General features: G+C 34.2%; 18 protein-coding genes. 6 read left to right on the top strand and 12 right to left on the bottom strand.

The features are described 5' to 3' along the window. Positions 1-9 precede the first annotated feature (9 nt). The 3 genes from G7034_RS08680 to rlmB all read left to right on the top strand — a co-directional run bounded on the left by G7034_RS08680 (position 10) and on the right by rlmB (position 2,607). Entirely contained in the window at positions 10-873 is an 864-nt protein-coding gene (locus tag G7034_RS08680; protein WP_166400574.1) for a hypothetical protein, read from the top strand. 10 nt (positions 874-883) lie between these two features. Beyond that, a complete protein-coding gene (locus tag G7034_RS08675) occupies positions 884-1,744 on the top strand; it encodes a hypothetical protein (protein ID WP_166400573.1) in 861 nt (286 codons plus the stop codon). A gap of 116 nt (positions 1,745-1,860) precedes the next feature. After that, positions 1,861-2,607 carry a 23S rRNA (guanosine(2251)-2'-O)-methyltransferase RlmB gene (rlmB, locus tag G7034_RS08670; RefSeq protein WP_166400572.1) on the top strand — a complete coding sequence of 249 codons (747 nt, stop codon included), beginning with the start codon at positions 1,861-1,863 and terminating at the stop codon, positions 2,605-2,607. Positions 2,608-2,626: 19 nt separating this feature from the next. On the opposite strand, the gene G7034_RS08665 is transcribed toward rlmB, so the two are convergent. The 3 genes from G7034_RS08665 to G7034_RS11915 all read right to left on the bottom strand — a co-directional run bounded on the left by G7034_RS08665 (position 2,627) and on the right by G7034_RS11915 (position 6,636). Next, positions 2,627-3,391, bottom strand: a complete 765-nt coding sequence (locus G7034_RS08665; RefSeq protein WP_166400571.1) for a rhomboid family intramembrane serine protease — start codon at positions 3,389-3,391, stop codon at positions 2,627-2,629. A 150-nt stretch (positions 3,392-3,541) separates the two neighbouring features. Further along, the gene (locus tag G7034_RS08660) at positions 3,542-5,806 is read right to left on the bottom strand and encodes an aconitate hydratase (protein WP_166400570.1); all 2,265 of its coding nucleotides are present in this window, start codon (positions 5,804-5,806) and stop codon (positions 3,542-3,544) included. A 320-nt stretch (positions 5,807-6,126) separates the two neighbouring features. After that, positions 6,127-6,636: a hypothetical protein gene (locus G7034_RS11915; protein ID WP_246166807.1), complete on the bottom strand. Its 510-nt coding sequence runs from the start codon at positions 6,634-6,636 to the stop codon at positions 6,127-6,129. A 168-nt stretch (positions 6,637-6,804) separates the two neighbouring features. Between G7034_RS11915 and G7034_RS08650 the strand changes: the two genes are divergently transcribed. Further along, positions 6,805-7,074, top strand: a complete 270-nt coding sequence (locus G7034_RS08650) for a hypothetical protein (protein WP_166400569.1) — start codon at positions 6,805-6,807, stop codon at positions 7,072-7,074. A 273-nt stretch (positions 7,075-7,347) separates the two neighbouring features. Here the strand turns inward: G7034_RS08650 and G7034_RS08645 are convergent, their stop codons facing one another. The 4 genes from G7034_RS08645 to G7034_RS08630 all read right to left on the bottom strand — a co-directional run bounded on the left by G7034_RS08645 (position 7,348) and on the right by G7034_RS08630 (position 12,074). Then, complete coding sequence (locus G7034_RS08645) at positions 7,348-8,274, bottom strand: 2-hydroxyacid dehydrogenase (RefSeq protein ID WP_166400568.1); 927 nt, start codon at positions 8,272-8,274, stop codon at positions 7,348-7,350. Positions 8,275-8,283: 9 nt separating this feature from the next. Next, the gene (locus G7034_RS08640) at positions 8,284-8,904 is read right to left on the bottom strand and encodes a response regulator (protein ID WP_166400567.1); all 621 of its coding nucleotides are present in this window, start codon (positions 8,902-8,904) and stop codon (positions 8,284-8,286) included. Between the two features lie 2 nt (positions 8,905-8,906). Next, positions 8,907-10,751, bottom strand: coding sequence for a tetratricopeptide repeat-containing sensor histidine kinase (locus G7034_RS08635; RefSeq protein WP_166400566.1), 1,845 nt, complete (start codon positions 10,749-10,751; stop codon positions 8,907-8,909). 90 nt (positions 10,752-10,841) lie between these two features. Further along, positions 10,842-12,074, bottom strand: coding sequence for an ABC transporter permease (locus tag G7034_RS08630; protein WP_166400565.1), 1,233 nt, complete (start codon positions 12,072-12,074; stop codon positions 10,842-10,844). A gap of 5 nt (positions 12,075-12,079) precedes the next feature. On the opposite strand from G7034_RS08630, the gene G7034_RS08625 reads away from it, so the two are divergent. Then, the gene (locus G7034_RS08625) at positions 12,080-13,276 is read left to right on the top strand and encodes an exo-beta-N-acetylmuramidase NamZ family protein (protein WP_166400564.1); all 1,197 of its coding nucleotides are present in this window, start codon (positions 12,080-12,082) and stop codon (positions 13,274-13,276) included. Here the strand turns inward: G7034_RS08625 and G7034_RS08620 are convergent. Then, positions 13,273-13,701 (bottom strand): OsmC family protein, encoded by a 429-nt coding sequence (locus G7034_RS08620; RefSeq protein WP_166400563.1) that lies wholly within the window; start codon positions 13,699-13,701, stop codon positions 13,273-13,275. The genes G7034_RS08625 and G7034_RS08620 overlap by 4 nt on opposite strands. 221 nt (positions 13,702-13,922) lie before the next feature. On the opposite strand from G7034_RS08620, the gene G7034_RS08615 reads away from it, so the two are divergent. Beyond that, positions 13,923-14,408 (top strand): dihydrofolate reductase, encoded by a 486-nt coding sequence (locus G7034_RS08615; RefSeq protein ID WP_166400562.1) that lies wholly within the window; start codon positions 13,923-13,925, stop codon positions 14,406-14,408. 53 nt (positions 14,409-14,461) lie between these two features. Here G7034_RS08615 and porD read toward each other — a convergent pair whose 3' ends face one another. The 4 genes from porD to G7034_RS08595 are packed head-to-tail and all read right to left on the bottom strand — an operon-like array spanning position 14,462 to position 17,724. Beyond that, positions 14,462-15,358: a type IX secretion system protein PorD gene (gene porD / locus G7034_RS08610; RefSeq protein ID WP_166400561.1), complete on the bottom strand. Its 897-nt coding sequence runs from the start codon at positions 15,356-15,358 to the stop codon at positions 14,462-14,464. Continuing rightward, the gene (coaBC, locus tag G7034_RS08605) at positions 15,358-16,560 is read right to left on the bottom strand and encodes a bifunctional phosphopantothenoylcysteine decarboxylase/phosphopantothenate--cysteine ligase CoaBC (protein WP_166400560.1); all 1,203 of its coding nucleotides are present in this window, start codon (positions 16,558-16,560) and stop codon (positions 15,358-15,360) included. Before coaBC ends, porD begins: the two co-directional genes overlap by 1 nt. Then, the gene (locus G7034_RS08600) at positions 16,560-16,895 is read right to left on the bottom strand and encodes a DNA-directed RNA polymerase subunit omega (protein ID WP_166400559.1); all 336 of its coding nucleotides are present in this window, start codon (positions 16,893-16,895) and stop codon (positions 16,560-16,562) included. The genes coaBC and G7034_RS08600 overlap by 1 nt, the downstream gene beginning before the upstream one ends. A gap of 4 nt (positions 16,896-16,899) precedes the next feature. Next, the gene (locus G7034_RS08595) at positions 16,900-17,724 is read right to left on the bottom strand and encodes an outer membrane protein assembly factor BamD (RefSeq protein ID WP_166400558.1); all 825 of its coding nucleotides are present in this window, start codon (positions 17,722-17,724) and stop codon (positions 16,900-16,902) included. Positions 17,725-17,761: the final 37 nt, after the last annotated feature.

The raw sequence follows: 17,761 nt of genomic DNA, 5'->3' as shown, positions 1-17,761 counted from the left end.
TATAAAGAAATGAAGAAAATAATCGCAATTTTTGCAGTTATACTTACCGTTTTTTCTTGTAGCAAAACATCAGATACAATTTATGATGGACAGAGAAGAATGGTGAATTTTGATCGGTCATCGGCTACCTTAGAGGTAATTATAGATGATAATGGAGATTTAGTAAGTAATGATGTAACCGTAAACGTAGTTTCTACAGAAACTTCTAGTGAAGATAGAACTTACGATATTGAACTTGTTAGTTCTACAATCGACGCATCTTCTGTTGAATTTCCAACCACAGTAACTATACCTGCTTCGGTTGATGGCGAAGAGAATTATACAGGTTCTTTTACAGTGACTGGTTTTAACGTTGATGAATTAACCACTTCTAACGAATTATTTGTTTTTGAAATTGTTGGTTCAAGTGATAATTCTGATATCAACGGAGATCTTAAGCAGGTTGAGATGCAAATGAGGTTAGTATGTCAATTAGACAGTGCAAGTTTTGTTGGTGACTACCTAATTACGCAAGTACCTGAAACTGCTGAACCAGCTTTTGGCGGTATAGTTACTCTTGAACTTGTAGAAGGAAGGTCAACAAGCAGACAATTTGAAGCCGTTTATCTAGAATACTTAGGTATAGGACAACCCGCTACAAATATAGTTTTTGATATTTCGTGTGGTACAATTGTTCCAGATGACGATATGGGAACCTCACTATTATGTGACCAAGATGCAGGCGTAATTACATTTGGTGGACCTATTGGTGATCGCGCTGTAATTGATCCATCAGACGATAGTGAGTTTACCATAATTATGCAAGAAGGACAAAATGATGGTGGATGCGATGGGTATCCACTTGATGTAGAATTTGTTTTAACTAAACAATAAAATAAAAAAAATGAAAGATATATTTAAACAAATATCAGTTATAGTCTTTGTGCTAGCTCTATTTACATCATGTAATGATTATAACGATAGTGATTTTAGTCCAAGAGATCTTGAATCAGGTTGGATTGAATTTCCTCAAGATGTAGGTTATGCTTTTTCAAATTTTGCAGATCAAAATTTGGATGGTGATGATTTAATCCAAATTCCAGTTCTACAAGAAGTATCTACTAACCGCAATGGTTACTCTTATACGTATTCTGTAGAATTGATGGAAGGAAATGTAACTATTGACGAAGGTCAGAAAACTGTTGAAGTACCAGCAAATACTTTAGAGTCTTCAATTCCTTTCAAAATAGACAAGAGCATCCAAGATGATTACAGTGTTAAATTTACATTATTAAGTGTTGATAGTGATAAGATTTCTGTAGGAGTTGAAGGTGAAGACTATGAGGTAATCAATGAATCTAAAGAGTTTACTTTAACAGTTAAGAATCTAATTGGTAGTTATACAGGAGATGTCTTTTTAGATGGTAGTCTTGTCTCTCAATTTACTAAGGATATTACTGAGGAAGATATAGAAAACAGAAGCATATCATTCATCTCTTTGTGGGGTACAGATTTACCAGTAGCTTACCCAGGCAACTTGGTATATGTAAGCGGTAATGCTGCTTTAACAACTCAAATTGATGCTGAGAGTTCTGATTTATCATTAACACAACCAGAAGGTGAGGAAGAAGAGCCAGTAAGAGTGTTTCCAGGTGGGAGCGGCTTTATAGATGGCGAAACTCAGGTGATTGAATACACCTTAGAGCAAAATGCGTTTACTTCTACTAGTGAGCCTTTAGATGTAATTTTAACACCTATTGACTAATCATTAGTTAAGTAATAGTAATTATTAAACACCGCCTTTTATTGGCGGTGTTTTTTTTATGGGGTAAAACAAGAGTGAAAACAAAAAGAGAAAACTATATTTGCAAAAAAAATAGAATGAGTAATAAGGAGGTAGTATTTGGAATTCATGGTATAAAAGAAGCTCTAAAAAATGAAGACTCTCAAATTGAAAGCATTTGGTTAAGCAAAAACAATAAATCTAAAGAATATCATGGAATTATTGATTTAGCCAAAGAACAGAGCATAAAAGTAAGTTTTGTTCCTCCGCAAAAATTTAGAAAATACGCTCATCTAAACCACCAAGAATGTATCGCTTTTGTAAGTCCAATAAGCTATGCAGACCTTGAAGAAGAAGTTGAAAAAAGCTTAGAAAATTCAAATACCGCAAGGTTTTTGCTATTAGATGGTGTAACCGATGTTAGAAACTTAGGAGGCATTATAAGAACTGCGGAAGCAACGGGAATAGGCTGTGTAATCATTCCTATAAATAACTCTGCTCCTATTAACAACGAAACAGTAAAAACCTCTTCTGGTGCTGTTTACAATTTACCTATAGTTAGAGTCAATCATTTATTGGATGCGGTTTACTACCTACAAGCTAGCGGCATTAAAGTGTTTACTGCTTCAGAGAAGGCCTCTAAGACTATTTATGAAACTTCAGTAGAAAAAGGACCACTAGCCTTAGTTATGGGGGATGAAGGCAAGGGAATCTCTAAACAAGTTCTTAAAGCCGCAGATAAAAGTATAAAACTTCCAATGCTAGGTAAAACTGGCTCATTAAATGTTTCAGTAGCCTGTGGGGTTATTCTTTATGAACTTCTCCGAAGAAATTTAGAAGACTAGTTTAAAACCAATGGAAAAATTATTTATCTGATTTTTTGGGAGTAAAATGGTATTCTATTTCAACCGATGCCTCTTCCGTAGTTTGTAAATTTGGTTGATCTTCTACCAAATCTTTCGCATCAATAAAATTACCTTCTTCATCAAATTGCTGCAAAAAAGGATCATTGGGGGAATCTTTTAAGATAGGTTGTTTATAGCGATCGTAAGTTGATGAAATCGTAAATTTTCTATACAATAAAGCAATAACTAAACCAACACTAAGACCTGCTAAATGTCCTTCCCATGAAACATTTGGTTTTGTAGGAAAAATACCCCAAACTAAGCTACCGTATAAAAATACAACTGCCAAGGATAAGGCAATTAATCTGAAATATCCAGAAAGCAGTCCTTTAAAAAAAAGAAAACCGAATAAGAAATAAATTATTCCACTTGCGCCAATGTGGTAAGAAGGTCTTCCTATTGTCCAAAGAAGTAGTCCAGAGGCTAAATAACCGATAATAAACACCTTCCAGGCAATTGGCTTATAGAAATAAAATAAAGCAGCCGACAAAACCACTAGAGGAGCTGAATTTTGATACAAATGTTCTAGGCCAGAGTGGATAACGGGACTTACAAAAACACCTATCAAACCACTTATTTTCCTTGGAAAGACACCAAATTCATTGAAGTTATAAGCAAAATTTGTTTCCAACCAAAACACCAACCAAATCACCAAAAGAAAAAGAATAGGATACAGCAAGACCTCCCAAGAAAAACTGATTTTATAAGAGCTCGACGTTTTCATAATTCAAAGATAAAGAAATAGGCTTGAATTAATTCAATTTATAGTGAACCAGTAGTACATTATTCAAAAATGATAAAAAAGTAAGACAAAAAAAGAGGGCAACTTAAAAGTTAACCCTCTTCTCACTAATATATTGATATAGCAAAAAGCTTACTGATTCATTTTTTTAATCATATTCAAAGCTGAACCTTCTTTATACCATCCTATTTGCGTTTCATTATAAGTATGATTTGCCTTAATAGTATCTTTTGAACCGTCGCCATGAACGAGTTCAATAGTCAATGGCTTATCTGGTGCAAAGCCTTCAAGGTCAACAAAGTTAAAAGTATCATCTTCCTGAATTAAATCGTAGTCATCTTCATTAGCAAATGTAATTCCTAACATACCTTGTTTTTTCAAGTTAGTTTCGTGAATTCTTGCAAAAGATTTTACTAATACAACACGAACACCTAAGTGTCTTGGCTCCATAGCGGCGTGTTCTCTTGAAGAACCTTCACCGTAGTTATGGTCGCCTACCACTACAGTAGGAATTCCTTCAGCTTTATACTGACGTTGCGTTTTAGGTACAGCATCATATTCGCCTGTAATTTGACTTTTCACAAAGTTAGTTTGCTTGTTAAAAGCGTTTACAGCACCAATTAAACAGTTATCTGAAATGTTATCTAAATGACCTCGGTATTTCAACCAAGGACCAGCCATGGAAATATGGTCTGTAGTACACTTTCCGTGAGCTTTAATAAGCAATTTAGCATCCATTAAATTCTTACCATCCCAAGGATCAAATGGTTCAAGCAGTTGAAGACGATTAGAATCTTCAGCAACTTTTACCTCAACGCTACTTCCATCTTCTTTAGGCGCTAAGTAACCATTATCTTCAACCTCAAAACCTTGTGGTGGTAATTCAATACCGTTAGGCATATCTAATTTTACTTCTTCGCCATCTTCATTAATTAGGGTATCGTTCATTGGGTCAAAGTCTAATCGACCAGATATTGCGATAGCCGCTACCATTTCTGGCGAACCAACAAAAGCATGTGTATTTGGGTTACCATCGGCACGTTTAGAAAAGTTTCTGTTAAACGAGTGTACAATGGTGTTTTTCTCATCTCCTTTTCGGTCACTTCTATCCCACTGACCAATACATGGTCCACAAGCATTGGTAAATATAGTTGCGCCAAGGTCTTCAAACACTTTTAAAAGACCGTCTCTTTCTGCGGTGAATCTAATTTGTTCAGAACCTGGGTTAATTCCAAAATCAGATTTTGGTTTTAGCTTCTTATCAATTGCTTGTTGGGCTATGGAAGCGGCTCTTGTTAAATCTTCGTAAGAAGAGTTGGTACAAGAACCAATTAATCCCCAATCTACTTTAATTGGCCAATCATTCTCTTTGGCTTTAGCTCCTAATTCGCCTACCGGAGTAGCTAAATCTGGAGTAAAAGGTCCATTTAAGTGGGGACGTAAAGTAGAAAGGTCAATTTCTATAACTTGGTCGAAGTATTTTTCTGGGTTAGCATACACTTCTGGGTCACCCGTTAAGTGATCTTTTATTTTGTTGGCTTCATCAGCAACATCATTTCTATCGGTTGCTCTTAAGAAGCGCTCCATGGAAAGATCGTAACCAAAAGTAGAAGTGGTTGCACCAATTTCAGCTCCCATATTACAGATGGTTCCTTTTCCTGTACACGAAAGATTTTGAGCTCCAGGGCCAAAATATTCTACAATACTTCCTGTTCCTCCTTTTACGGTAAGAATTTCAGCAACCTTAAGAATTACATCTTTAGCAGCTGTCCAACCCTGAGGTTCACCTGTTAGTTTCACTCCAATTAGTTTAGGGAATTTAAGTTCCCACGGCATACCAGCCATTACGTCAACGGCATCAGCACCTCCTACTCCAACGGCCACCATTCCTAATCCGCCAGCGTTTACGGTGTGTGAATCGGTTCCAATCATCATTCCTCCTGGGAATGCATAATTTTCTAAAACCACTTGGTGAATAATACCCGCTCCAGGTTTCCAGAAACCTATACCATATTTATTAGAAACGGATTCTAGGAAGTCAAAAACTTCACTAGAGGCATCATTAGCGCTTTTTAAATCTTTCTTTGCTCCGTCTTTTGCTTGAATTAAGTGATCACAATGAACGGTTGTAGGCACAGCCACTTGTTCTTTTCCAGCTTGCATAAACTGAAGCAAGGCCATTTGTGCAGTGGCATCTTGACATGCTATACGATCTGGAGAAAAATTGACGTAATCTTTTCCGCGTTCGTATTTTGTGGCAGGGTCTCCATCCCATAAATGGGTATATAGAATCTTTTCTGCTAAAGTAAGTGGTGTGTCAACAACTTCACGTGCCTTTTTAATTCGGCTGTCCATTTGTTCATACACCTTTTTAATCATATCAATATCAAAGGCCATAATTTCGTATTTTTATTAAACTTGCACAAAAGTACTAAAACGATTGCAGTTTTAAAAATAAGCATAATTTATCAAAAAACATTAAAAAAAAATTAGCAAGTCAAGGCTTTTTGATAATGAAATTACGAAAAACAAATTTTATAATAAGGCAAATTATCAAATTCTCAATACCAACACGCACAAAAGTCATTCAACAATCCCTAAAGCTTTAATTTAGAATGATTTTAGATAACATTCTGAACAATAAAGCAACTTAATAACCAAAAGGAAATTTAATTAACACCTATTAAAAAATTTTGATAAAAAAGTAGGATAATGCCTTAATTGAGTAGCTGATTCATTATTCTTTCTAGTTCTTTAGCTTGGGCTTTCCCTTTGTTTCTGTTGTAGCGGGCAAAGAAATATAGGCCTACCCAAATCAACCCGATTACCCCCATAATAAGAAATTGAGGCAGGTATTCCTTACCCAAACTCCAGCTGCTATAGCCCCAAATTCCAAGAATAATAAAAACTAAAGCTAGAAAGAAATGCAAAAACATAAACATAGTCCATAGGCTTGGGTCAGGACCAAAAAGACCAGCTACTTCAGTCCCTTCCTTTTTAGGGAACAATTCTAAATGCAGGTAAGGCGAATGCATTTTTTTATGCTTCTTAGGAATCTCTATCCAAATATGCTCGTCTATTTGTTTTATTGGATAAGGAAAGTTTTTGTCGCTTTTCCACAGATTGATTAGCTTGACTAAATCTTCAGCTGATTTAGCAGAAAAGCGGGTAAAACGCACACGAAGCTCGATAGGAGCATCAACAGCTATGGATTTAACTGAATTCATGGGGTAAATTTAGCAGGAAATATTGACTTAAAAAAATTATACGGAATATCCCTGTAACGAAAAACAATGTCAGTTCGGTTGCTTCCAACGAACGTAAGTGGAGTTGGAATTGTATCGAAGTGGGGTCACTGAGTGATTGAATGTTTCATTAAAAAAAATTCAATTATAATGAAAAAATTATTATTATCAGTATCACTTCTAGCAGCTTTTTTTGCTTTTACCTCATGTTCTTCAGACGATGATTCTTCATCTGCTAACGATTGTTTAGTTTGTGACTTGGAATTACTTGGACAAGCAACAAGCACCGAGTATTGTGATAATGGAGACGGTACAGTAACTGTAATCTCTATGGGTCAAGAAGAAACCGTTGATTTAGAAGGTAATTCATTTTCAGATTATATTTCTGGAATAGAAGCCCTTGGTGCTACTTGCAACTAAATTAATTGCTTCTAAAAAAAAGCTTCCTACGCGGAGGCTTTTTTTTGTTAATTTAAGTAGCCTAATTTTCTACAAATAATTGATTATACAGAAAGTCTTCCTCCTCCAAAATATTAATTTTTCCCATTTTACTAAGATACTACCTCTAGGTAGAAAGGTAAGATTTAACACTAAATTTTATTGATTTTAAGACCTCAATTTTTGAAATAAAGATAAGTTTCTTCTGTACAAAATAACAAGGATAAGGATTAATACCAGAAAAATTTGTTAAGCTTAATAACCTCTTTCACGATCAACCAAATTGTGGAGCTCTTTTTCTTCCGTTAAGCGCAAATAATTAGCTGCCAATTGCTTGGAAGCAGTTTTTGGGTTGGTTAAACTAGCCGAATGTGGTGTTATAATCACTTTTGGGTGTGACCAATACAGATGGTTTTTAGAAAGTGGCTCTTCTTTAAATACGTCTAATACAGCCCATTTTAATCGATTATTATTTAATGCTTTAAGTAAATCGGCATCCTCCACTAATTCGCCACGAGCTACATTAATAAAACTACTATTTTTAGGCAATTGATTAAACATTTTGCAATTCACAAGCCCAATAGTGGCTTTAGTAATAGGAAGCAAACATACTAAAATATCTGTTTTTGAAAGAAATTGATTAAGTGCTGAAGCTTCGTAAGTTTCAATGTAATCAATTTGTTTTTTAGACCTTGACCAGCCCATCACTTGAAATCCGTTTTGGTGGAGTAATTCTCCAGCTGATTTACCTAAAACACCCATTCCTAAAATACCTACTTTGGTTTCTTCAGGAGTTTTATAGGTATTCAATTTCCACTCTTTTTGTTCTTGTTGACGCAGGTATTGAAATATATTTCGATTTACATTTAAGCATTGCGTTAATACAAAGCTAGCCATGTCTTTCTGAAGTTGCTCATCAACTATTCTTGTAATTTGAATACTTTCAGGAATCGATTCATCTTTTAAAATGTGATGTACGCCAGCGCCTAAACTAGCAATAACTTTCAGGTTTTTAAATTGATTAAACACCCCTAAGTCATGCTTCCAACTAATAGCGTAACTTACTTCGTCTGGCTTTTCAATTTCAGGATAAATTTCAATTTTTGTAGTAGGTAATAGTTGACTTAGGTGGTCTTTCCATCGCTCTGAAAACCGATGTTGAATAAAAAGGGCAATCGACATACATATTATTTAGAGTTCGTATCTTACACCGTAGGCATATTTAACCAATTCTCCTTTGCCGTTTAGGTTTAATTTACGCATCATATTTTTTCTGTGTTTATCTACTGTAGATTCTGCTGAGCCTCTAATTTCAGCAATTTCCCTAGTTGATTTACCTTGAGCAATTAATTCTAAAATCTCACGTTCGGTTTTTGTGAGCTTGGTGAAATTCATTTCCTTGCTCACTCGTTTAATAGGTTTAATACTTTGTTCTTCAAAGTAAGATTCTCCTTCATGCACTTTATAAATTACATTTTTTATGGTTTCAAGTGGAGAATTTTTTAACAGATAAGCTTTTGCTCCTGCCGTCTTCATTTTATTAATAGCATGTTGGTCGTCAAACATTGAAAAAGCAATTACTTTAATTTTTGGCCAAGCAGATTTTACCTGTTCGGCTACTTCATAACCATCCATGAGCGGCATTTTAATGTCGGTTAAAATGACATCAGGTTTTTTTAATTTCACGAGCTCAATCAAATCTTTACCGTTGTTAGCAGTTGCTACCACTTCAATATCTTCAATAGGTTCTATAATTAATTTAATACCATCTACAAGAGATTGATGGTCGTCTGCTATAGCTAATCTTATCATATTTATTGTATTGGGAGGTCTATGATTATGGTGGTTCCTTTTCCTGGATAGCTATCAATTGCCAAACTACCATTTAGGTCTTCTACTTTTTCTTTTATACTAGATAAGCCTATACCAGCGTGAGGTTTGATTTTTGAAGTATCAAATCCTACTCCGTTGTCTTCAATCATAATATTAATTGAGTCTTCATGATTTGTAATGTTTATACTAGCTTCTGAGGCTTTTGCGTGTTTTGTAATGTTAGTTGTTAATTCCTGAATAATTCTAAATAGGTTAATTTCAAGATTATTACTTAATTTTTCATCCTTATCAAAATGAGAAACTTCAATATTTAGTTGATCAGAATTTATCGCTTCAACAAACTTTTCAATGGCCGGAATCAAACCTTCTTTGGCCAGGATTCCTGAGTTTTGTATATGCGACATTCGCCTAATGTCATGGTAAGTTTCTTCTAGGAGTTGTTCTGTTTTTTCTAGCGGATTTTGAAGTTCAGAATTGTTGACACATTGATCTTTTAAATGTTTAAAATTCATGCGAAGTGCAGTTAATCTAGCCCCTAAATTATCGTGTAAATCGCTAGCGATTTTCTTCCTTTCTTGCTCTTGCCCTTTTAAAACTCCCTCAATTGTAGTCATTTTAATTTGGTTAAGCAAACCTTGTGTTTTTTGATGGTTTACTTCTTCTTTCTGTTCAAATATAAGTTGTTTTTTTTTGTTGTTAATGTAGAGTAAATAAGAGATTAAAGAAAAACCAATTAACAAGCCTCCCATGCCAAACAATAGGTTTCTGTTACGCTCATTTCGTTGATTTAAAATAAGGTTTTCTTTTTCTTTTTTCTCAGCTTCAAAACGCGCTAAATTTACGTTTTGCTTTTGATAATTAATCTCATCTCTAGCTTCATTGTAACGAAGCATGTAAAAATAAGCAGAATCAACCATTTCTAAATCCTTATAATCATTAGCTAGGTTTTGATAAATGCTAACGTTCATTTCATTTTTGTAAGTATAAGTTGGAATACTATCGGCAATTTTCAGCATACGTATAGACTCTTTATAATCTCCTTTTGCCCTAGCTAGATTAGATTTTAGAATATAAATAGGTTTTTTCTTATAGTTGTCGTCAAATTCTTCGTAAATTTTTAAGGCTTGGTTGTAATATTTCTCGGCAGAATCAGTTATACCAAAACTTTCACCGTAAATCATTCCATAATAATTCAGCACTCTAGCTTGGTCTAATTTATTGTCAGATTTCTTACTTAGTTCAAATGCTCGATCAAAATAATCAATTATTTCAAAAGGGTTTTCTGGATTAAAATTTTCGAAGGCTAGATTAATTTCTGCTCTAGAAAGTTGATTATAATTTTCTAATTCTTTAGCTTTTTCGTAAAAATTTTCTAAGTAAGAAATATCCCCACCTTTAAAAAACGGAGAAGAAAGCAAAGTGAGATAAATTTTTAAGTTCATTTCGTTGGCTTCGTTTTTCAGGCCTAAGTCTTCATATAAGCTTTGCGCTTGTGTCATAAAATCAACGGCAAGACTATATTCTGAAGTTTGGTCGTAAGCATCTGCTAAATAGTATGAATAATAGGCTTTCTGTTCTTGATTAAGCTGAAGTGTATCTACTTCTAACAAACTTATAAAAGCAGAATCAATTTGGTAGTTTTCAATATAAAATTTTCCTTGTAGAATTTTTTTGTCTAAGGCTGAAAGCTCTTCAGATTGAATGAGCTCCTTGGCTTTTTCAAGTTGTCTAAATGTAAGGTAATTTTCAAACTCTTGAAACTGTCCTGCAGCTTTAAATTGAGCGAGAATTAATAAAAGTAACAGAGGGAATAGTTTTTTAGTCATCTTCTTGCAGTTATCTATTGAAATTGATTTTTATTAATCAAAAAATTAACATTTTAACAAATGTAGAAAAAACTATAAAAAAAGAAGGTATTAATCAAACTTAATTGCCTTTACAGGGCTAATTTTAGTAACGATGATAGAAGGAATAATTAAAAATAATAAACAAAGTATGAGCGTACCAAGATTGACAAAGGCAATGTAGGAGAAGTCTATATAAACAGGCACTTCAGTTACATAATACGACCTAGGGTCTAATTTGATAGGTTGAACGTATTTTTGAATCAACAATAAGCCTAATCCTATTAAATTACCAAAAAATATTCCTTTTAATATAATATAACTAGCATTGATTAAAAATATTTTTCTGATTTTCCAATTATTAGCTCCTAAGGCTTTTAGTATTCCAATCATAGGGGTTCTTTCTAAGATTAAAACTAGCAGTGCAGTAATCATATTAATTCCCGCAACAATAATCATTAAGGAGATGATGATAATGATATTCATATCAAACATACTCAACCATTCAAAAATGTTAGGGTATTTTTGAAGAATATTCTCTACATCTAATTCTGAAGTAATTTGTTGATAAACGTCTTCAGAAATAGGGCCAATATTTTCAAAATCCTTGACTAAAATTTCAAAGTAACCAACTTCGTCTTTATTCCATTTGTTGATGCGTCGTAATTGTTTTAAATCAGCAATCAAAAAGCTTTTGTCAAATTCCTCAAAGCCAGAATTATAAATTCCAACAATGTCAAAGGCAATCATTCTAGGCCGTTCAGAGTTTTCGTCTTTTAGAAAATACACCACCACTTGATCGCCCATTTTAAAGTGAAGGCGATTGGCCAAGTATTCCGAAATGAGTATTTCTTTACTTATTTTACCTGTATAATTCGGTATTCTACCTTCTACTAAGTATTCTTTAAAATAACGCCATTCGTAATTTTCTTCAACCCCTTTAGTAATAATAGCCTCAAAATCGTTTTCTGTTCTCACAATACCAAACTTAGTGGCTACGGCTTGTATGTGGCTTACTTCTGGGTGATTAAATGTAGGATAGAAATCTTGTTCGGTAGAAATTGGGTCAAGACTTATTTTAGATTGATTGCTGCTAAATTTTGTAATGTTGATGTCGCCATTAAAAGCGGTAATCTTTTCTCTTATTTTGTCCTGAAGTCCCATGCCTGTAGCAAAAGCAATAAGCATCATACTAATTCCTAAGCTAATGGCAATTATAGCAATCTTAATAATAGGTCCAGAGATACTGTTTTTAGTATTCTTTTCCGATATTAGCCGTTGAGAAATAAAAAATTCGAAATTCACTTAGTATGTTTTATTCTGGTTTCAAAAATACATTAATAATTTTAGTATTAACAAGCTTTTTGTTGGGAGGTTGTCAAACTAAAGCACAAGACCAACAATTAGTTTTAGGAATTGAACAAATTGAACAGTATTTACCTTTGCTTGTAGGGAAAAAAGTAGGCGTTGTAGGCAATCAAACTTCTGTTTTACTGAATGACCAAGAAAGCATTCATCTTGTTGATTTACTTTTGAATAATCATATTGAAGTTGAACGCGCTTTTGCTCCTGAACATGGATTTAGAGGAACCGCTGATGCAGGCGAACAAATTCAAGATGGAAAAGACGCTAAAACAGGAATTCCTGTGGTTTCGCTCTACGGAACTAACAAAAAACCAACGCCTGAGCAAATGAAGGATTTAGATTTTATAGTTTTTGATATTCAAGATGTGGGCGCTAGATTTTACACCTATATTTCTACCTTACATTACGTAATGCAAGCTTGTGCAACACATCAAATTCCTATACTTGTATTAGACCGACCTAACCCTAACGGGCATTACATAGACGGTCCTGTTTTAGAACTTGAGCACCAAAGTTTTGTTGGAATGCATCCTATTCCCGTAGTACACGGCTTAACCATAGCTGAATACGCGCGAATGATTAATGGCGAAGGCTGGCTGAATCAAAAAGACGAAGCCGAACTTTTTGTAATTCCAATGAAAAATTACAACAAAGAAATGGAATATGATTTACCCGTTCCTCCTTCTCCAAACTTACCCAATGCGCAATCGGTTAATTTGTATCCAAGTTTATGTTTTTTTGAAGGCACGAAGGTAAATGCTGGAAGAGGAACAAATTTACAATTTCAGGTTTTTGGTTCGCCTTATTTAAATGAAGATGTATTTAACTATTCTTACACTCCTGTTTCCAAGCCTGGGGCTAAATATCCAAAATTTGAAAACGAATTATGCTACGGAAAAGAATTGAGTAAACATCCTCAACTAGATGCTTTGAACTTAGAATGGCTAATTTTAGCGTATCAAGAAACTAACCAACCTAACTCGTTTTTTAATTCATTTTTTACCAAATTAGCAGGAACTAAAAAGCTTCAGCAGCAAATTGAAACTGGATTTTCAGCCGACGAAATTAAAGCCGAGTGGCAGAGTGATTTAAAGGATTACCGGCAAATGATTCAGCCTTATCTTTTGTACGACTTCAATTAAGGTTTTTCTACCTTTTTTCCATTTAAAATCAGGTCGTATAGAATTTCTACTTTGCCCTCTAACATTTGAGAAACCGAACAGTATTTTTCAAATGAAAGTTGACAAGCACGTAAAGCCTTAGCGGCTGAAATCTCTCCATCTAAATGAACTTGAAGTTTGATTTCTGTAAATATTTTTGGTATTTCATCCCTACGCATTCCCTCCACATTCACATTTAGTTGGTCAATCGTTAAATTTTGTTTTTCTAAAATGTGTACTATGTCAATGCTGCTGCAACCGGCTACTGCCATTAGTACAGTTTCCATAGGACTCGGTCCTGTGGGTTTTCCTGCACTTGAATTACTTAATTTGATCTCAAAACCATGTTCATTTTTAGCGGTAAACGAATGACTTGAGCCTTGGTCTTTCTGAAGTTGAATTTTCATCTGTTTATTTTATTTGTTTATAAGTGGTCAGATGCAACACGTATAATCAGCTTCCTGTGTGTAGAAAATTTGTACATGCGTGTTTCATCTTTCTTTTTTTACAAATGTATAATGCAAGCGAGAGGATTATTCAAAATTTGATTTAAATTTTCATATTCGTTTTATCTTATTTTTACAATTTCAATTCGTTATTAAGCATTATATTTACCAAAAATTTTACGATGCTCACAATGATAGCCGCTGTTGGTGAAGGAAATGAATTAGGAAAAGATAACGATTTGGTTTGGCATTTACCAGACGATTTTAAACGTTTTAAAAGCCTAACTACGGGGCATTACATTATTATGGGAAGAAAGACTTTTGATTCTTTTCCTAAACCACTTCCTAATCGCACACATTTAATTATTTCTCGAAATACTAATTATTCTCCTGAGGGTGGAAAAGTGGTTTATTCTTTAAACCAAGCTATTGATGAAGCAAAAGCTGATGAAAATCCTTACATTATTGGAGGAGGACAAATCTACAAACAAGCTATGTCTTTGGCTGATGCTATTGAATTAACAAGAGTGCATGGAAGTTTTGAAGCCGATACTTTTTTTCCTGAAATAGATAGGTCTGTATGGAAATTAGTGAATTCTGAATTCCATCCAAAAGACGACAAACATAATTATGCTTTTACTTACGAGCGTTACGAAAAAATCGAGTAAAACTTTAGGGTTCCTAAATCTTTGTCATTGATTACCATAAATAGGGATAAACTCTATTTAATCTCTTTCCAAACTCTATTTTGTCCGGGGGCCATTTTGTAGAGCGATTCTTTTATCGCGGCTACATCAGCTTCAGGACCGCCATTTAAGATAAGTTGCACCTCATTGGCTTTGGCATCAAAGAAGGATCTCACCAATAAAGAATTGGGGCGTACTTTGTTGTTTTCTTTAAGTAAATCTAAAGCTTGAATAATATTTTCTTTCCCCAATTCAACATCTTCATGCATCTGGTCTAAACCTTCTCTGTGGTAAACATAAAGCGCTTCTCTAAATTGAGAAAAGTTTTGAGAAATTAAGTCTCTTATCAAGTTAAAGCGATTAAAATCTCCAGATCCACCACTGCTACTCCATCCTGAAGCATTAGCCGATTGACCTGCGCTTGCTACTTGTTGCGCTTGTTGATAATACTCGGTTCCTCCAAATTTTTCAAAGCTATCTGCATCCATTCCTAAGCTAGTTAAAAGATAAAAACTCACTACCGATATCAAATTTGTTTCAAAGGTATTTGGATTAAAGTTTAAGGGCTGAAATTCTGTATAATTAAAATTAAAGCTTCGGTCGTTAATATTTAAGATAGGTGTAGAAATATCAGACCCAAAAACAGGTCTAGAGGATTGAAACTGAATACTGGCTTCAAAAAAATTATCTTCATAGGATGTAATATTAACGAACATACTACATTTAATTTTTTGGTGGTCTTTTAGGTTGCGATTGTTAGTCCATGAATTTTGATTCACAAACTCTGTAAGCGATTGTTCAAGGTTATCAAAAATTGTTAATTGAAGCTTACCTGTTTGCACTGCATCAACCTTTACCTGGCATTCAAACTCTTGGGCATTCAAGTTTGAAAGTCCAAAAACAAGTGTAATTATGTAAATCCAATACTTCATTAAAGTTGTAGTTTTTTCAAAAGTACTTCAAAAATATCTTTGGCTACTTCGCTTTTAGGTTTTAACGAATAGGTATTAATATTATTTTCCCGATCTATTATTTTGACTAAGTTCGTGTCTTTTTGAAATCCAGCTCCTTGGTCTTGAAGCGAATTTAATACAATAAAATCTAAGTTTTTCTTTTGAAGCTTTTTCGTTGCATTTTCTATTTCGTTATTAGTTTCAAGCGCAAAACCAACAACTAATTGATTTTTTTTCTGCTGTCCCATTTCAAAAAGAATATCTGGATTTTTAACTAATTCAATTTGAATTTCAGCATCCGATTTTTTTATTTTTTGAGTTGAAATGTGTTTTGGCCGGTAATCTGAAACTGCTGCTGATGCAATAAAAACCTCTGTATCTTTAAAATGAATTTGGCAAGCTTGAAGCATTTCTTCAGCTGAAGTAACTTTAATTAGTGTAAGTTTAGCGTCATTTAGTAGTTCATGGCTTGGTCCACTAACTAAAACAACTTCAGCGCCAAGTTGAAGTGCCGTTTCAGCTAATTTATAGCCCATTTTTCCGCTAGAGTGATTGCCAATAAAGCGAACAGGGTCTATGGCTTCATAGGTTGGGCCTGCGGTAATGAGTATTTTTTTGCCATACAGCGGTAAGCTTTTGCTTAAATCTGAAGCAATAAATTTGATGATGTTCTCAGGTTCTGCCATTCTTCCTTGACCAGCTAACCCACTGGCTAATTCGCCACTTTCGGCAGGTATGATTTTGTTTCCACGTTTTTCAAGTAAGTTTAAATTGGCTTGAGTGCTCGGGTGTTGATACATATCTAAATCCATTGCTGGAGCAATATAAACGGGGCATTTAGCAGAAAGGTAGGAGGTAATTAAAAAATTATCTGCATGGCCGTTAATCATCTTAGATAATGTGTTTGCTGTAGCTGGAGCAATAATCATAAAATCTGCCCATAAACCAATATTTACGTGATTATACCAAGTTTTTTCTTCATCTGCAAAGCTTGAAAAAACAGGGTTTTTGGAGAGGGTAGATAAGCTAAGGGGAGTGACAAATTCTTCAGCGCTTGGGGTTAAAATCACTTTTACTTCAGCGCCTGCTTTTATAAGTAAGCGTACTAAAAAAGTAGATTTGTAAGCGGCAATACCACCGCTTACACCTAAAACTACTTTTTTATTTTTAAAAAAAGACATTAAGCTTCTAAATCGCTATCTGTTTTTCTGTAGTAAATTTTGTCTTCAAGCCACTCTTGTAAAGCAAGTGCGTGAGCTTTTGGTAAACGCTCATAAAACTTAGAAACTTCAATTTGTTCTTTGTTTTCAAAGACTTCATTTAAGCTGTCATTATGCGTAGCAAATTCTTCTAATTTCTCAATGAGTTCTCTTTTTACTTCGCTGTTAATTTGCTCAGATCTTTTTGAAACAATAGAAATGGCTTCATAAATGTTATCTGTTTTTTTATCTACCTCATTTCTGTTGTAGGTTTTGGTAGATAGGGCGGCATTTGAATCTTTTAAATTTGTATTCATGGTTTTATAGATCTAATAATTCTAAATAATATAACTCGTCGTCAATTTCTTTTTTGTGTAATTCAGCTTGTTCCATAAATTCGCTATCAGGGTATTTTGAAACAAAATCATTGTAATACTCTACCGCTTTTTCTAATCGCTCTCTTTCAATTGCTCTAAAGCTATTCACCGCGTAGATATACTGCGATTCAAATTTATAAAAGTAGGCGTTTTCATTGTATTTAGAGCCAGGGTGATTGTCGATGAAATTACCTAATGCGTGAATGGCTGGTCTCCAAATTCTTCGGTGGTGAAGTTGCTTAGCTACTTCATAATCTTTGCGTTCTAGCTTGTCTCTTAAAACGGCTAATTGTTCATTAGCTTTGTTGAAAAACTCACCATCTTCAAAAGCATTTACATAAAATTGTAGTTTGTCTATGGCTTTGTGAGTGTCTTCCTGATCTAAGCTGTATTTTGGCGAAACTTCAAAATAGGAATTGGCTGATTTATATAAGGCTTCTTCAATCTTAGGCGAATCTGGAAAGGATTTTGCGTAACGATCAAATCGATAGCCAGAAATAAAGTGGTCTCCAATGGTGTAATAAGCATTGGCAATCATGTAAGAAACCACCTCATCTTGGGGTTTACCTTTCAAGGCAGGTTGAATTTGCTCTAGAAGGCGTATTGCTTTGTTGAGCTTACTCTTTTTTTCTTCTTGAATTCCAATTTCGTAATATTCTTTAGCTAAGGTGAATTTCTTATCTACATCATCACTTTTTAAAGCTTTGTTGTACTTGCCACAAGAAGCTAAAAGTAAAACACTAAAGGCAATTAAATATATTTTTTTCATAAGCTGAAATATGTTGCAAATCTACTGATAATATAAT

Source organism: Psychroflexus maritimus (assembly GCF_011089875.1).
Taxonomy (GTDB): domain Bacteria; phylum Bacteroidota; class Bacteroidia; order Flavobacteriales; family Flavobacteriaceae; genus Psychroflexus; species Psychroflexus maritimus.
This window is presented reverse-complemented; position numbering and strand designations above follow the sequence as displayed.

Excerpts from the sequence above, each read along its gene's own strand:
- G7034_RS08615 (WP_166400562.1), top strand. The coding sequence starts at position 13,923 with ATGCTCACAATGATAGCCGCTGTTGGTGAAGGAAATGAATTAGGAAAA.
- G7034_RS08645 (WP_166400568.1), bottom strand. The coding sequence starts at position 8,274 with ATGTCGATTGCCCTTTTTATTCAACATCGGTTTTCAGAGCGATGGAAA.
- G7034_RS08595 (WP_166400558.1), bottom strand. The coding sequence starts at position 17,724 with ATGAAAAAAATATATTTAATTGCCTTTAGTGTTTTACTTTTAGCTTCT.
- G7034_RS08600 (WP_166400559.1), bottom strand. The coding sequence starts at position 16,895 with ATGAATACAAATTTAAAAGATTCAAATGCCGCCCTATCTACCAAAACC.
- G7034_RS08675 (WP_166400573.1), top strand. The coding sequence starts at position 884 with ATGAAAGATATATTTAAACAAATATCAGTTATAGTCTTTGTGCTAGCT.
- G7034_RS08660 (WP_166400570.1), bottom strand. The coding sequence starts at position 5,806 with ATGGCCTTTGATATTGATATGATTAAAAAGGTGTATGAACAAATGGAC.
- G7034_RS08635 (WP_166400566.1), bottom strand. The coding sequence starts at position 10,751 with ATGACTAAAAAACTATTCCCTCTGTTACTTTTATTAATTCTCGCTCAA.
- G7034_RS08625 (WP_166400564.1), top strand. The coding sequence starts at position 12,080 with ATGTTTTATTCTGGTTTCAAAAATACATTAATAATTTTAGTATTAACA.
- G7034_RS08680 (WP_166400574.1), top strand. The coding sequence starts at position 10 with ATGAAGAAAATAATCGCAATTTTTGCAGTTATACTTACCGTTTTTTCT.
- porD (WP_166400561.1), bottom strand. The coding sequence starts at position 15,358 with ATGAAGTATTGGATTTACATAATTACACTTGTTTTTGGACTTTCAAAC.
- G7034_RS08640 (WP_166400567.1), bottom strand. The coding sequence starts at position 8,904 with ATGATAAGATTAGCTATAGCAGACGACCATCAATCTCTTGTAGATGGT.
- G7034_RS08665 (WP_166400571.1), bottom strand. The coding sequence starts at position 3,391 with ATGAAAACGTCGAGCTCTTATAAAATCAGTTTTTCTTGGGAGGTCTTG.
- rlmB (WP_166400572.1), top strand. The coding sequence starts at position 1,861 with ATGAGTAATAAGGAGGTAGTATTTGGAATTCATGGTATAAAAGAAGCT.
- G7034_RS08620 (WP_166400563.1), bottom strand. The coding sequence starts at position 13,701 with ATGAAAATTCAACTTCAGAAAGACCAAGGCTCAAGTCATTCGTTTACC.
- coaBC (WP_166400560.1), bottom strand. The coding sequence starts at position 16,560 with ATGTCTTTTTTTAAAAATAAAAAAGTAGTTTTAGGTGTAAGCGGTGGT.
- G7034_RS08650 (WP_166400569.1), top strand. The coding sequence starts at position 6,805 with ATGAAAAAATTATTATTATCAGTATCACTTCTAGCAGCTTTTTTTGCT.
- G7034_RS11915 (WP_246166807.1), bottom strand. The coding sequence starts at position 6,636 with ATGAATTCAGTTAAATCCATAGCTGTTGATGCTCCTATCGAGCTTCGT.